General features: G+C 52.0%; 13 protein-coding genes. 8 read left to right on the top strand and 5 right to left on the bottom strand.

What is annotated here, in order from left to right; translation table 11 throughout:
• Positions 1–12: 12 nt before the first annotated feature.
• From floA to ACFSSA_RS03550, 3 genes are read right to left on the bottom strand one after another with little or no spacing between them, the layout of a single operon-like run.
• Positions 13–1,008 (bottom strand): flotillin-like protein FloA, encoded by a 996-nt coding sequence (gene floA, locus ACFSSA_RS03540; RefSeq protein ID WP_386818397.1) that lies wholly within the window; start codon positions 1,006–1,008, stop codon positions 13–15.
• 5 nt (positions 1,009–1,013) lie between these two features.
• Positions 1,014–1,484 (bottom strand): NfeD family protein, encoded by a 471-nt coding sequence (locus ACFSSA_RS03545; protein WP_386818398.1) that lies wholly within the window; start codon positions 1,482–1,484, stop codon positions 1,014–1,016.
• 31 nt (positions 1,485–1,515) lie between these two features.
• Positions 1,516–2,910, bottom strand: a complete 1,395-nt coding sequence (locus ACFSSA_RS03550) for an NfeD family protein (RefSeq protein ID WP_386818399.1) — start codon at positions 2,908–2,910, stop codon at positions 1,516–1,518.
• Positions 2,911–3,091: 181 nt separating this feature from the next.
• Here ACFSSA_RS03550 and ACFSSA_RS03555 point away from each other — a divergent pair, with 181 nt between their 5' ends.
• The gene (locus ACFSSA_RS03555; protein ID WP_386818400.1) at positions 3,092–4,006 is read left to right on the top strand and encodes a hypothetical protein; all 915 of its coding nucleotides are present in this window, start codon (positions 3,092–3,094) and stop codon (positions 4,004–4,006) included.
• Positions 4,007–4,030: 24 nt separating this feature from the next.
• Here the strand turns inward: ACFSSA_RS03555 and ACFSSA_RS03560 are convergent, their stop codons facing one another.
• A complete protein-coding gene (locus ACFSSA_RS03560; protein WP_386818401.1) occupies positions 4,031–6,031 on the bottom strand; it encodes an alpha-amylase family glycosyl hydrolase in 2,001 nt (666 codons plus the stop codon).
• A 96-nt stretch (positions 6,032–6,127) separates the two neighbouring features.
• On the opposite strand from ACFSSA_RS03560, the gene ACFSSA_RS03565 reads away from it, so the two are divergent.
• The 7 genes from ACFSSA_RS03565 to ACFSSA_RS03595 all read left to right on the top strand — a co-directional run bounded on the left by ACFSSA_RS03565 (position 6,128) and on the right by ACFSSA_RS03595 (position 13,403).
• On the top strand, positions 6,128–7,759 hold the full coding sequence (locus ACFSSA_RS03565; protein WP_386818402.1) for a sodium:solute symporter family transporter: 1,632 nt from the start codon (positions 6,128–6,130) through the stop codon (positions 7,757–7,759).
• A 288-nt stretch (positions 7,760–8,047) separates the two neighbouring features.
• Positions 8,048–9,484, top strand: a complete 1,437-nt coding sequence (gene dnaA, locus ACFSSA_RS03570; protein WP_386818403.1) for a chromosomal replication initiator protein DnaA — start codon at positions 8,048–8,050, stop codon at positions 9,482–9,484.
• A gap of 191 nt (positions 9,485–9,675) precedes the next feature.
• Positions 9,676–10,107 carry an ElaB/YgaM/YqjD family protein gene (locus tag ACFSSA_RS03575; protein WP_386818404.1) on the top strand — a complete coding sequence of 144 codons (432 nt, stop codon included), beginning with the start codon at positions 9,676–9,678 and terminating at the stop codon, positions 10,105–10,107.
• Between the two features lie 112 nt (positions 10,108–10,219).
• Complete coding sequence (locus tag ACFSSA_RS03580) at positions 10,220–10,651, top strand: phage holin family protein (RefSeq protein ID WP_386818405.1); 432 nt, start codon at positions 10,220–10,222, stop codon at positions 10,649–10,651.
• Between the two features lie 2 nt (positions 10,652–10,653).
• On the top strand, positions 10,654–11,037 hold the full coding sequence (locus ACFSSA_RS03585) for a hypothetical protein (RefSeq protein WP_386818406.1): 384 nt from the start codon (positions 10,654–10,656) through the stop codon (positions 11,035–11,037).
• A 132-nt stretch (positions 11,038–11,169) separates the two neighbouring features.
• Complete coding sequence (locus tag ACFSSA_RS03590) at positions 11,170–12,252, top strand: type IV pilus twitching motility protein PilT (RefSeq protein WP_386818407.1); 1,083 nt, start codon at positions 11,170–11,172, stop codon at positions 12,250–12,252.
• Positions 12,253–12,293: 41 nt separating this feature from the next.
• Complete coding sequence (locus ACFSSA_RS03595; protein ID WP_386818408.1) at positions 12,294–13,403, top strand: type IV pilus twitching motility protein PilT; 1,110 nt, start codon at positions 12,294–12,296, stop codon at positions 13,401–13,403.
• 94 nt (positions 13,404–13,497) lie between these two features.
• Here the strand turns inward: ACFSSA_RS03595 and ACFSSA_RS03600 are convergent, their stop codons facing one another.
• Positions 13,498–14,250: a PEP-CTERM sorting domain-containing protein gene (locus tag ACFSSA_RS03600; RefSeq protein ID WP_386818409.1), complete on the bottom strand. Its 753-nt coding sequence runs from the start codon at positions 14,248–14,250 to the stop codon at positions 13,498–13,500.
• Between the last annotated feature and the right edge of the window lie 34 nt (positions 14,251–14,284).

The following is a 14,284-nucleotide window of genomic DNA, read 5'->3' on the forward strand; positions in this document are numbered from 1 at the left end:
CTCCTTTTCGAGTTATTCGGATTTCGAAATCGAGTCCCGCATGGTGGTGTCCGCCTTGACGTTCTCCATGCGGTAGTAATCCATGACTCCAAGATTGCCTGAGCGGAATGCTTCCGCGAGAGCCAGCGGCACCTGAGCTTCCGCTTCGACAACTTTCGCTTTCATTTCAGCAACGCGGGCGATCATTTCCTGCTCCAGCGCGACAGCTGCCGCACGGCGGATTTCGGCTTCCGCTTGGGCCATGTTCTTATTGGCTTCCGCTTGGGCCTCTTGAAGCTGGGCTCCGACGTTTTCACCCACATCCACGTCCGCGATATCAATGGAAAGGATTTCAAATGCGGTGCCGACGTCCAGGCCGCGGGCCAAGACGACTTTTGAAATGGAATCAGGGCTTTCCAGGACGACCTTGTAGGTCTCTGCGGAGCCGATGGTTGTGACGATACCTTCGCCGACGCGGGCGATGATGGTTTCTTCTTTCGCGCCACCAACGAAGCGATCGAGGTTGGTGCGGACCGTCACGCGGGCGCGGACTTTTACCTGAATCCCGTCCTTTGATACGCCGTCGATTGTTGAGCGGCCGGAGGATGGCGCCGGGCAATCGATGACTTTTGGATCGACAGAGGTGCGGACAGCTTCGACGACGGATTTCTCGGAGCCCTTGGTCGCTAGGTCAATGGCGCAGGCGCGGTCCCAATCGAGCTCAATACCTGCTTTGCGGGCGGCGATCAGGGCTTGAATGGTAGGTAATACGTTACCGCCGGCGAGGAAGTGGGCTTCGATTTCGTTGATTTCGATCTCGATGCCCGCTTTTTTGGCGGTGATCCGTGAGTCCACGATCGGGCCGTAGGGAACCTGGCGGAGGCGCATGGCAATGAGATCTGAAAAGCCGACATACGCGCCGGCAAGCCATGCCCGGAGCCAAACGCTGAAGAATGAAAGGATGATGAATGCGATGATCAGGCCGATGATGGCCACGATGATCAGTGCGATGGTAGATAGGGTATCCATGATGATTATTGTTTGGTTCTGACGATGAGTTGAAAGTGATTTGCCTCTACGATGACCAGTTCGGTATTGCTGGGGATCTGTCCTGATTGCGAGCGGGCCTCGTAGCGTTTTCCTCCGACGGTAATATAGCCGCTGGGCGAGAGGACGGTGACGGATTGTGCGGTTTTGCCAATCAAATCCCGAGCATCATCTTTCAACGCAGTGGAGGTGCCGGAAATTTCCCGATTCAGGAAAAAGCGTTTCCCCAGACGGGTTTTCGGCAGGATTTTGAACTGGATGTAAAAAATGACACCGGCTGCCACCAAAGAGCCTGCGATAGCGATTAGTCCCTCGATGGGGCCTAGTTTGACGAAGGACGCGACACATCCGGTGAAAAGCAGGAAACCGCCGGCGAGTCCCAAAATTCCGCCGGGAACCATCACTTCTGCCGCGAGAAGGAAGATGCCGAGAGCGAAAAGGAAGATGATGAGTGTCATACGTGGAGATACTGGAGAACAAAGGTGGGTTTCACGAGAGTATCTCGACTTTCAACTCAAACTCGCCGACTGCGATAACTTTCACGGGGGTCGAGGGGCCTGCGGTTCCCAGCGCAAGCCGGGCATCATAGCGTTCGCCTTCGATCTCGATCTGGCCGGAGGGGAATAATGCAGTGACGGAATGACCGGTGGCACCAATAAGAGACGGCTGCGAGCGAGCTGCGTGGGAGGCCGTCATCTCCCCGCCTATCGCGCTATCTAAAACCATTTTTCCCCATAATCCCCCGCGCGGCATAAAGCGTAACAATGCAGCAAAGAGAACCACGGAACCGGCGGCTCCGGTGAGTAGGTTGACAAGCGGGCGGACGAGGAAGTCACTCTTCCACGGGATCGGTTGTTCGGGCCAGATATCGGACATTCCCCACAAAAGTGAGCCGATCATCAGGAGGGCTCCGGGAATCGCGAGGACAAAGAAACCGGGAATAACAAAGACATCCACGAGAACCATGGCAAAGCCCAGGAAGAAAAAGATCGCGGCTTCGTGGCCGGACAAGCCGGCTGCATGATGCCCGAAGAAAACAATGGCCAGAAGGATACCACCGCTGATGCCGAAAACGCCAAATCCAGGAGTTTTGAATTCGATAAAAATCAGCAAAAGTCCAGCGCCCAGAAGAATTGGAGAAAGAGAAGTGAGATACTGGGCGATCTTTTCCGACCAAGTCGGCTCCAGACGCGTCAATGTGTAGTTGCCCTTACCAAGGAGGGTATCGGCAAGGGATTGGATGGAGGGCTCGATCCCAGCTCCCAAAAGAGGCTCGGAATTTTCACCATACGTTTTGTGGGCTTCTGTGGCTGTCAATGTGAGCAGCTCGCCTTTTGGCTTCAAGACTTCGTCATCGATCTTCAGTTCGTGCTCGGAATCGATCATCGCGGAAATGACTTCTCCCCGATACCCTTTGCCGTCGGTGATTGAGCGGACCCGTCCCTTCAGATAGGAGACGATCTTCATTTTCATTGTCTCGTCGATATCCGCGCCATTGCCCGAAACGGGAGCGGCCGCGCCGATAATCCCATTGGGAGAAAAATAGATTTCATCGGTCCCCGCCGAGATCAAGGCGCCGGCGGAAATGGCTTCCTTATTGATGTAAGTCACGACCTTGCCGGGAAATTTTTCGATGGCGCTGAGCATGTCAAAGGTGACATCCAGCCTACCGCCGGGCGTCTCCATATCCAGAATCACGGTATCCGCGCCTTCCTCAATGGCGGATTTCAGGCCGCGGCGCAGGATATACAGCTCCGGCGGTGCGATCTGATCCCGGATGGGAATGACGACGACTTTTGCCAATGTGGGTTTCTCATCAGTCTGCTGCGCGGAAAGTGGCAGAAATCCTGTAATCAGGAAAAAAAGGAGGAAGAGTGTTTTCATGGACAAAGTATCAGAAAGGCAGAGGGGGCTTCCATTAAAGAAAGCCTAGAATGATTGGGAGGGAAAGTATGATTCCAAAGGAATGGGCGGATATGAGTCTGATTGGTTGATGCTACTGCGAAATGATGGCTTTCCTTGAATGGAATCAGCGCCTATCGTCCCGCGGTTGTGAAAATTAAAAATGTCGAAATATGAACGAACGGTCGAAAACTTATCATTCGATTTCCGAACAGGCAGACCTACCGCTATCAGCGGACACAAGACTGGAGAAGCTCAGCGAGCGACTTGTTCAGCCATTAACGCAGCACGAACAAGCGGCATCCTTGAAGCAGCTCAGAGCTATGCACCGGGGGAACAGGTTCCGGTTGATGTTTGGACAAACTCCTTTGAGCGAGCGCTAAATGATTGGGAAACCCCTCTTATAGAGCTTTCAAACCTAGGCCTTAATTATGACAATGAAGGTTTTTTAAATAGCTCGTATCTAACCCCTCTAAAATCTGGTGCAGAAGCAGAACCCTACTGGGATGAAGAATACGGGGTAGTGTACAAACTTTTCAATCTTCGGAACACAGGTGCTCTCGGGAAAAAATTAGTCCTGGATCGAATGACTGAGGACGAAGAATTTCAAATTGATTTTCGGGATGCGGATTTACGCCACACTTTGACAAAGCTATCCGTTCTCAATGATGCTGGAGCTCTTGCTACAGAGATTGTAGGTTTGGCGGATAGTGGAGACTACTTGGTCGCAAAGCAACCGCTAGCTACTCCATTTAAAGATTTCAAAGATGATTTAAGGACGGCGATATCGGCCATCAGAGCAATTGTTCCAAGTCGTGGAGGCTTTCGACAAAACGTGGCAATTATTTCATTAAACGGCCGACCATGGGTGGTGGGTGATCTTCATGATAGAAATATAATGCGGGATAGTTTTGGGCGCCCATGCATCATTGACGCTTTGATTGGAGCTATTACTCCCGCCGCAATGAGTCAAATGAGCTGGCTAAGGGAAGCGGTCGCTGACGCTGCGATCTTTAGAAAAACGGGGAAAAAACCCTCATATGATCTCTTCGATGAAATTGATGACAGCGAGTTATAGGAGACTTAATCCAATTACTTTTCTTTATCCTAAAACGATTGCTGTGCGGGAGGTGGTGTAGAATTTGATCTGACCGTCACTGTGGAGGGGATAGCCGACCCCATGATCAAGGCGGCCGTGGCCTCCGTATTTTTTCTCATCGGAATCCAGGAGCAATGAATGGGTATCCTTTTTGTAAGGGGCGACTCCGTAGCCGGGAATTGATCGATCGGGCGAAAAATTGATGATGAAGATAAGGTTCGCGCGCTCGGCAATAAGGATTTTGTTTTCGTGATCCACATGAAGCAGCTGGGCGGGTGCGGCTTGTAGAAGTTTCCGGTCCCGGGCCAGTTTGATCAAATCCCGGTCCCACTCTGCAAGCCATTGGTATTTGAGGTTTGGATTGTCCACTAAGGACCATTGGCGACGGCAGTAATGGTAGGACCAGCCATTGCCTTCACGCGGGAAGTCGAGCCATTCCGGGTGGCCGAATTCATTACCCATGAAGTTCAACCAACCTTCACCTCCGAAGGCGAGGGTGATGAGACGGATGATTTTGTGAAGGGCGATTCCACGCTCAATAACCGGATGCTCGTTCTCAAGATCCATGTGCCAATACATCTCTTTATCCATCAGCCGGAAGGCGATGGTTTTATCGCCTACCAATGCCTGATCGTGGGATTCCGCATAGGCGATGGTTGCTTCGCCAAAACGGCGATTTGTGATTACTCCCCAGAGCTCGTCGAGGTTCCATTCCTCGTCGCGCTGATCTTTCAGTAGTTTGATCCAGTGATCCGGAATGCCCATGGCAAGCCGGTGGGTAAAGCCGATGCCTCCCTCGTGGTTTGGTCGACATAATCCCGGCATCCCGGACATGTCCTCGGCGACGACGATCGCGCCGGGCTTGATTTCAGAGATGAGCTCATTGGCCAACTTGAGATAAAGAATCGCGTCCTCATCGGCATCCTCTCCGAAATAATCATCGTAGGAGCCAAAGGCGCGATTCCCGTGTGAGTGATAGAGCATGGAGGTAATACCATCGAAACGGAATCCGTCGAAGCGGAATTCCTCCAGCCAGTAGCGGACATTCGAGAGCAGGAACTGGCGGACTTCCGGGCGGCTGTAGTCGAAACATTTGGAGTCCCATTGCGGGTGATCGCCTTTCTCTCCTCCGTGGAAATACTGATGGCCGGATCCATCAAAATTGTTGAGACCTTCGGAGATATTTTTAACCGCATGGGAGTGGACGATGTCTAAAAGCACGGCGATCCCCATTCCATGAGCGGTATCAATGAGATATTTCAAATCCTCCGGTGTGCCGAAGCGTGAACAGGCGGCAAAAAAGGAGGAAACATGGTAGCCAAAGGAGCCATAGTAGGGATGCTCTTGGATTGCCATGAGCTGAACGGTGTTGTAACCGGCTTTTTTAACGCGCGGCAGGACGTTATCTGCAAACTCGCGGTAGGTATGAACCCGTGGCTCCTCGCCCGCCATGCCGACATGGCTTTCGTAGATAAACGGAGCGCTGATGGCTGCTGGGTCAAACTTGTGTTTCCACTCATACGCCTTCTCAGGAGCCCAGATCTGACCGGTGTAATCGTGGGAGACCGGGTCCTGCACGGCACGGGTGAGGCAGGCAGGTAGACGGTCCAGCCGTGAGCCATCCGCGCCATGGATGTGGAATTTGATTTTGTCACCATGGGTAAGTTCCGGGCCTTCTAGCTTCAGCTCCCAGATACCATCCGGATTTCTGCTCAGAGGGTGGCTATCCCGGTTCCAATGATTGAACTCTCCGATGAGAGAGATGCCTTTCGCCTCCGGCGCCCATTCACGGATGATCCACTGCCGCGCGGTTGGGTTGAAATGGATTCCGCTGTATTTATGGCCGCGGGCATAGGCGGCGAGCGACCCGGATTTTTCGCGAATCTCCGCAAGAGTTTTCTCAAATCTCTCGGATCGGCGCCGGATGGACTCGGTTTGTGGCTCAAGCCACGGATCGTTTTGGACGATGGTAGGGAGGGCGGGCTTTTCTTCCATGGCTGACATTTAAGACGGGGATAGCGTTAAAGGGAACAGAAAAGGAACTATCCGTGGAATCAATTTGAAACTTGGTAAAGGAAAAGGAACTACTAGCCTCAGCCCATGTTTCTCAGCGCTATTCATCTGAAATTCACGTATTGGGACTGGGCTGTATTGATCGGCTATCTATTGCTGACGACATGGGTGGGCCATGTCATGCGCGGTAAAAACGCAACCATCCGGGACTTTTTCCTTGGCGGGCGGTCTTTGCCATGGTGGGCGGTTACGGGATCGATCATCGCGACCGAGATCAGCGGGGTGACGTTTATAGGTGTCCCGGGCACATTGTTTGCGCTGAATGGTGATTTCACCTATATGCAGTGGGGAATAGGCTCGATTTTTGCGCGCTTCCTCGTCGCGAAATGGTTCGTGAAGGTCTATTACGAGCAGGAGATCTACAGTCCCTACGACTATATGGGAAAACGGTTGGGGAGCGGGACCAAGATGTTGGCAACGGTGCTTTTCACTCTCGGTAGCGTTCTCGGACAGAGCGTGCGAGTGCTCGTGGCGGCGATTCCTCTGCGGGTTGTCACAGGAGTCCCGATCGAGTGGAGTATCGTGATCATCGGAGTATTTGCGATCGGCTGGACATTGATGGGGGGGATGCAGACGGTGATTTGGACGGATGTCATGCAGTTTTTTCTGTTCGCCATTGGTGGCACGGTGGCTTTGCTTTGGCTTATCAGCGGAGTGGATGGCGGGTGGTCTGGCTTTTGGGAAACTGCCGGCCAATACGGTCGCCTCAAAACCTGGGATTTCACCTGGGGCTTCAGGCGTGAGCTGGAATTCACCTTCTGGGTGGCCGTCATTGCTGTGCCCTTCCAGAATTTGACCGCCTTCGGTGTGGATCAACTCAATGCCCAGAGAATGTTTTGCTGCCGCGATGCAAAACAGGCGGGAAAAGCGCTGATTTACAGCTCTTTCGGGCAGTTGCTGACGTTGTTGATGTTGATGGTGGGGGCTGCGCTTTTCGTCTGGTATCACAATCATCCGTTCACGCCTGATGAGGCTAATCTGGTCAAAGCAGGTGCGGAGACGATTGCTAACAGTAATGTGCGTGCCAGCGCGGAGCATGATTTCATTTTTCCGATGTGGATTGTGACGGTGCTGCCCCCGGGAGTCAGTGGACTGCTGCTGGCAGGTATTTTTGCCGCCTGTATTTCCAGCTTGGACTCTATTCTGGCTGCTCTGAGCCAGACGACGCTATCCGCCATCTATCATCCCGAGAATCGAACCGATCAAGAGCTCTCCGAGATGAACCTGATGCGCAAAACCCGCCTTCTCATCGTGGGCTGGGGATTGGCGCTCACGGGATTCACGCAATTGCTGAACCTCGTCAGGGAAGATATTCCAATTCTACCCCTGGCCTTCGGAATGACGACTTACACCATGGGTCCTCTGTTGGGGATTCTGCTATGTGCACTCATCGGCCGGGGCAGTATGCGCGGGTTGGTGCTCGGCAGCATTCTATCTGTATTGCTAGTGACCTTCGTGAGGATCGATCTATGGGTCCTCTGGATAAAAGCTGGCTGGCCATTTGAGTGGCTGGCCAATCTTCCAACCTTGGAGCTCAATGATGGTGGCTCGGGATTGTTGCCAGTCTACTGTTACGCATGGGCATGGCCAGTGACGACCCTGATCACCTTTGGCTGTGGGTATTTGCTGGCGAAACGGCCGGCAAAACCTGTGATCTAGTCTTCTGTCACAGGTTTGACACATTGCAATCAACTTAGAATGAGTAAGTTAGGGCTAAACTCCGCATCTAGTGAGGTTAAAAGTTTAGAGGTCCGAATAAATTTTTACGTCAAGTTTTTAAAAAAATTCTCCGTGGAACGCTTGTGGAATACGGGGAGAAAGTTTCTCGCTCTGGGGTGTGGCGAAAAAGGATTTTCAGCTGGTGAAAATGCTGCCCATGCTGATCGGACAGTTGCCTGACGGACTCCCGCCGAGAGGGGGAGGTGAACGGCAATTTCAAATTTGATCATGAATAAAGCACAGATGGAAACAGCAGGAACGAGTCCTGCGGAAGAAGTGGATGTGGTGAGCGCATGCAAGGCGCCGCACGGATCCGTGGAATGGAAGAAAATCTCCACACTTCTTTGCAAATCCATTGGGGTTGATGCGTTTCAGCGATGGTTTGGCGCAGCATCTTGGGAGGGTGCAGAGGATGGTGAGGGGATGGTTTCAGTGCCGGGTGAGATACACCAGGTCTGGATAGAAACGAATTATTTGCCGGAGCTTATTCTGGCCGCGAGCGAAGTTTGCGAAGGGTTGCACCATGTCAAAATCTTCGTAGCCGAGGAGGCGAGCGGACAGTCCCCGGTGGGCGCGAAAAAGCCCTCCGAACCGACTGCGAAAAAGGAGCTTCCAAGCGATATTTTGGAAAAACGGGTCAAGGCATCTGGCTTGAATCCGGGCTATACTTTTAAAAGCTTTGTCGTCGGGAATAACAGCCAATTTGCACATGCGGCATGTGAGGCGGTGGCGACAAAGAGCGGCGTGGGCTACAATCCGCTCTTCCTCCACGGTGGCTCCGGCCTGGGTAAGACCCACCTCATGCACGCCGTGGGCCAGGAGATACTCCGGCGCCGTCCCGACAGCCGTGTGATTTATCTCACCTGTGAAAAATTCACGAACGAATTTATCGAGGCTATCCGCAAGGGTGATATCGAAAAATTCCGCCGGCGATATCGTAGCTCTGACGTCCTTTTGATTGATGATGTTCAGTTTTTGGCGGGAAAAGAGCGCTCCCAGGAGGAGTTCTTCCACACCTTCAATACGCTTCTCGATGGGCGTCATCAGGTGGTGCTTACGAGTGACCGCCCGGCATGTGAAATCAAAAGTATTGAGCCCCGTCTGATTTCCCGGTTCGAGTGTGGTCTCGCCGTGGAACTCCAGCCTCCCCAGCTTGAGACTCGGATGGCGATTTTGAGAAAGAAAACCATGGAATGGAAAGTCGCAGTCGACGAATCCGTTCTTGCCTTCCTTGCGGAAAAAATTCGCTCGAATGTTCGTCGGCTCGAAGGTGCGCTGGTCCGTGTGGCGACTTTTGCCTCGCTTGCCGGAGAAAGCGTATCGGTGGAAAAAGTCGAGTATCTGCTGCGTGATTTCATCCAGGAGGAGGCTAGCCGGCAGGTGACGATTGATGGTATCCAGCGGGCAGTTGCGGAGACGTTCGATGTCCGCCTCGCCGATATGATTTCCCGTAGGCGCCCGGCAAGTATCGCGTTTCCGCGCCAGATCGCGATGTATCTGAGCCGAAGCCTAACGCACAACTCGCTGATGGAGATCGGTGAGTCCTTCGGCGGGCGCGATCATGGGACAGTCATCCATGCTTGCAAGAAAGTAGCGGCTGAGCTGGATAAGCAGCCAGGCCTTCGGGAAAGAATTGAGCGTATTGAAAATCAGCTCAAACGATAGATTGCCAAGTTGCACGGAAACGCCCGCACTTGCATTGCAGAATGCAGGTCGGGCAAAAGTATGAGCGCCAGGATTTGGGTATGTCCAGGCTTCCATTGTCTTCTTGCGCCATAGATTTCTAGGTGTAGCATCTCATTGGAACATGCCTTGCTAGTTCTCTACTGCTTTCAATTATCAACTATATAAAATTTATGAACGAACATCCAATTTCGAACAGTCCTGGAATCGATTCGCCCAATTCTCCGTCCACCACTCCATCCGTATCTTCGGCGGCTAGCGATCTACGCTCCGCAGCGGGGGATTTTGCAAAAACCACAGAGGCACAAGCCGCCAATCTGAAGGATAAGGCGGTAGAGACGGCGCAGGCTCTAAAGGTGAATGCTGCAGAGCGTGCCCAGCAGCTTAAAGCGGCTGCCACTGAAAAAGCGGAGCATTACAAAACAGTCGCGACTGATAAGGCGCATCATGCCCGTGAAACCGCCCAACAACAATGGGTGGACACCCGGGTGAAAGCCAAAGAGATCCACGTAACCGCAGAGGATTACATCCGCCAGAATCCTACAAAGGCAGTGCTTAGCGCACTCGGTGTCGGCTTTCTCATCGGATTAATTACCCGTCGCTAGATCGAATCATCCGCCGGGATCCACCCTAGCAGAAACTTGCGGCCAAGTTTGCCAGTTATACTATGGCGGGCTTGGTCTCGATTTTTGCTTATCCAAGTAATCCTTTTGATGCATGAGTAACGACTCTGTGACTTCACAATCCCATCCGCCTGATCTGGAGGATCATTCCTTCCATAGCAGCGATGGTATACCTACGAATTGGAAAGAAGCATTGGCATGCTTGATCTCTTCCAGACTGGCTATATTCCAGGTGGAATCCAGGCAAGCCGCTCAGACAGGTGTATCGAAGATCATTTTCCTATCGATAGCTGGCATCGCGATTCTGTTCTCTTGGATTCTATTAATGGCAGGGGCTGTGGGTGGTATAGCTTCCGTCACAGCTTTGGCATGGTATCACGCTGCATTCATAATCGCAGGAATTCATATTCTTGTGGCAGTTATCATGATATTGCTGGGTGGCAGAAAAACCGCTCCCTCCTTTCCTCTAACACGTGCTGAATTTGACAAAGACCGCGAATGGCTCAATCAACTAAAAAAACAGTAAATATGGTAGAGTTGATCCGGCTCAGTGAAATTTCACGAGCCCAGCTAGGCCAGGCGCATGCGCATTTTAAGCACAAGCTTGATGTGCCATCCCGAATGAAAGACTCTCTCAAGGCGGAGCCAGTAAAATGGGTGGGAGGCTCATTGGCTGCAGGCTTTTTGGGAAGCTTTCTCTTCAAAGGGAAAAACAAACAAAAGACACCCGAGAGAGTAAAAACGGTAAAAAAAGAGCGGAACTTCCTGATAAGTCTACTCCTTCTCGGACTTACCATGGCCAAGCCCGCCGCGAAAATCTACGCGACCAAATTGCTCAAAGATTATTTCCGGACCCAGCTGGCAAATGGCACTCTTCTCAAGAAACGAGATAGATCCATACCTCCATATTGACAGGGACTGGAGTTTCTGTTTGTTAACCAGCGGTCTATCGGGCGCTGGTTAACTTGTTTGATAATATTGCGTTCCTTATACAAATAAAATTTATCCCCATATCCCCATATCCCTTAAACCCTTACTTCGACAATGTCAGAACACCAAGTCTTGGACCACGTTGATGCATATCTAAAGCTCGGCCGCGAGTATGATTGCTCAGACCTACATCTCGCTACCGCATATCCGCCAGCGTGGCGCCGTTATGGCCAGCTTTCACCGATCTGGCCGGATCATCCGCCTCTTACCGCAGAAGATACCGAAAGACTTGTCCGTTCATTCCTGAGTGAGGAAGAATGGAAGCGCCTGGATGAAAATGGCGATATTGACTTTGCATACGTGGGGACAGACGGCCGCTACCGTGCTTCAATCGTAAAGCAACGTCTCGGTCTGGATATGGCCTTCCGCGTGATCAATGGGAATATCCGCACCATGGAGGAAATCGGGCTGCCTACCGAGCACTTGATTCCATTGACCCGTTATCAAAACGGACTCCTGCTCATCACGGGAGCAGTGGGCTCGGGAAAGTCTACAACGCTCGCATCGATCGTCGATTTCATCAACCAGGATCGTGAGGACCACATCCTCACCCTGGAAGATCCCATCGAATACGTTTTCGGCTGCAAGGGCTGTCACGTCAATCAACGGGAGGTTCACAAGCATACGGAATCCTTCGCGCGGGCACTCCGCGGAGCGCTCCGGGAAGATCCGGATGTGATCATGGTTGGAGAAATGCGCGATCTGGAGACCATTCAGCTTGCTCTTACTGCTGCGGAAACAGGTCACTTGGTTCTCGGAACCTTGCACACAGGAAATGCTCCGCGGACGCTTGATCGGGTCCTGGACGTTTTCCCCACCGATCAGCGGGATCAGATTCGTATCATGGTTTCGGAATCACTTCGCGGGATCCTTTCCCAGCAATTGGTCCCGACTATTGACGGCAATGGCCGGGTCCTTGCCACAGAGCTTCTGGTGAACACACCGGCGGTGTCCAACTGTATCCGGGAAGGAAAAACTTTCATGCTTCCCGGGGTGATGCAGACCGGTAAGCATGTAGGTATGGTGACGATGGATGAGTCTCTGCGCCGTTTGTATATCAAAGGATTGATCAGTGCGGAGGAGTTACTTTTCCGCTCCGATGATAAAGCGCAGATGCGCTCGTTCCTTCAGTCCTAAGCAAAACTCCGCATATTAATATTTTTTAAACCCTTTTAATTATGGCAAGAATTGACGCCTATTTCCAACATCTCATCGCTAGTAAAGGTTCCGATCTTCACTTGTCCGAAGGAGAGCCACCTAAAATCCGAGTCCATGGTGCTGTGGTGCCTATTCCGGAGGAAGGCATTCTAGAAGGTGAGTCCTTCAAGGAGCTTCTCGCCGAAATTTGTGATCCCAAGGCTTTCGAACGTTACCTAAGGGATGGCGATTTGGACTTTGCTTACGAGATGAATGAAGATTCCCGCTTCCGGTGCAATTACCTTCAGCAACAGAACGGTCTGGCTGCCGTTTTCCGTCTGATTCCCACGGAGATCATGCCGCTGGAGGCACTCGGCGTGCCGGAAATCGTAAAGGAGTTCGGCCATATGCGCTCGGGCCTCGTGCTTGTGACGGGCCCCACAGGATCCGGTAAGTCAACCACGCTTGCGGCCTTGCTCGACTATATAAATACGAACTTTTCCCGGCATATCATCACTATCGAGGAACCGATTGAGTTTGTTCATCGCAACAAGAACTCGATTCTGACCCAGCGGGAGGTTCCGATTCAGACCCCTTCCTTCGCCGATGGTTTGCGTGCCGCGCTGCGGGAGGATGCGGATATTGTTCTTGTAGGTGAGATGCGGGATCTGGAGACCATTTCCCTGGCGCTTACGGCGGCAGAGACCGGCTTGCTGGTATTTGGAACACTGCATACCAACAATGCCCGCAAAACAGTTGACCGGATTATCGATGTGTTTCCTGCCAACCAGCAGGGACAGGTTCGGACCATGCTTTCCGCTTCCTTGAGGGGTGTTGTCGCCCAGCTTCTCTGTAAGCGGGTGGATAAGCCAGGGCGTGTCGCTGTTCACGAAATCATGTTCGGCACCCCTGCGGTGGCGGCTATCATCCGTGAAGGTGCCACTCAGAAACTTTATGATGTTATTACCGGCGGTAAGAACGAAGGAATGCAATTCATGGATGAGTCCATCTGGTCGAAATTGAGGGAGGGACTCATTTCTCCATCGGAGGCTTACATGAAGGCTATTGATAAAACGCGTTTCAAGAAATTCCTGCCTCAGGAAGAACAACATCTGGGAGACGCATCCGGTGAGAATCCTCTCTCCCACTAGCGTTCTGCGATCTCCGGTTTATCCGAGTTTAAAATCAAACGGCCCACCTTTCCAGGCGGGCCGTTTTTTATTAGGAGTCAGAAGCCTGGTCTACTTAGCGTTTGCGACGTGCCAGTAAGCCGACGCCGAGAAGACTGAGCATCAGTGCCGAAGGCTCGGGAACTGTTTTCTGGGCATTTGTATCAAAGTAATCGTCCCTTTTGATCTTCAATTTTTTGATTGATCCGTCCTTATGGTATTTGCTGCTTTCTGCCAGCTCAAAGGTGTGAAACCAGATTCCGACTTCTTCACCAAACTGGGCGCCTTCCCAATCGCTGCCAAGGTTGTAGGAAGTGGGCCATAGGCTGCTGTCATTGATCGCACTCACATCTGCGTTGAATTGATAGGTGGAGATATCGCCGGAAGTTGAGGCGGAGGCGGTGAGGCTGCTTCCGGTTTGGCTGGAAGCCAAAAGACTGCCCGGATTGCTCCAGCTGTCTCCATTGTTTTTCCCATCATATACGTATGCGGTCACGATCGGAGATGCCTTGGAAGCATCGAAATAGAAGATCGCATACTGGTTCTTATCATCTTTCGGGTTCGGGCCATCGCTCAGAACAAACCAGAAACCATCAGGAGAGTGGTTGTTCTTACTCAGAGTTACCGATACATCCAGAGATTTGCTGCCGGGATTATACATCAGAGCAAAATCGTCAATGTAGGCGATGGAGGATTTGTAAGATAAGTTACCAGGATCGATCACGGAATCGTGATTAAGATCCTGAGCATTGTAGGTAAATGACTGGGCAGAGGCCAAGCCAGCGGACGCGACGAAGGTGGCGCATAAAGCGCATATTTTTGATTTCATGTCTTGGGGGGAGTTGACGCGAACTTTTACCCCA

It is taken from the genome of Luteolibacter algae (assembly GCF_042683045.1).
Classification (GTDB): Bacteria; Verrucomicrobiota; Verrucomicrobiia; order Verrucomicrobiales; family Akkermansiaceae; genus Luteolibacter; species Luteolibacter algae.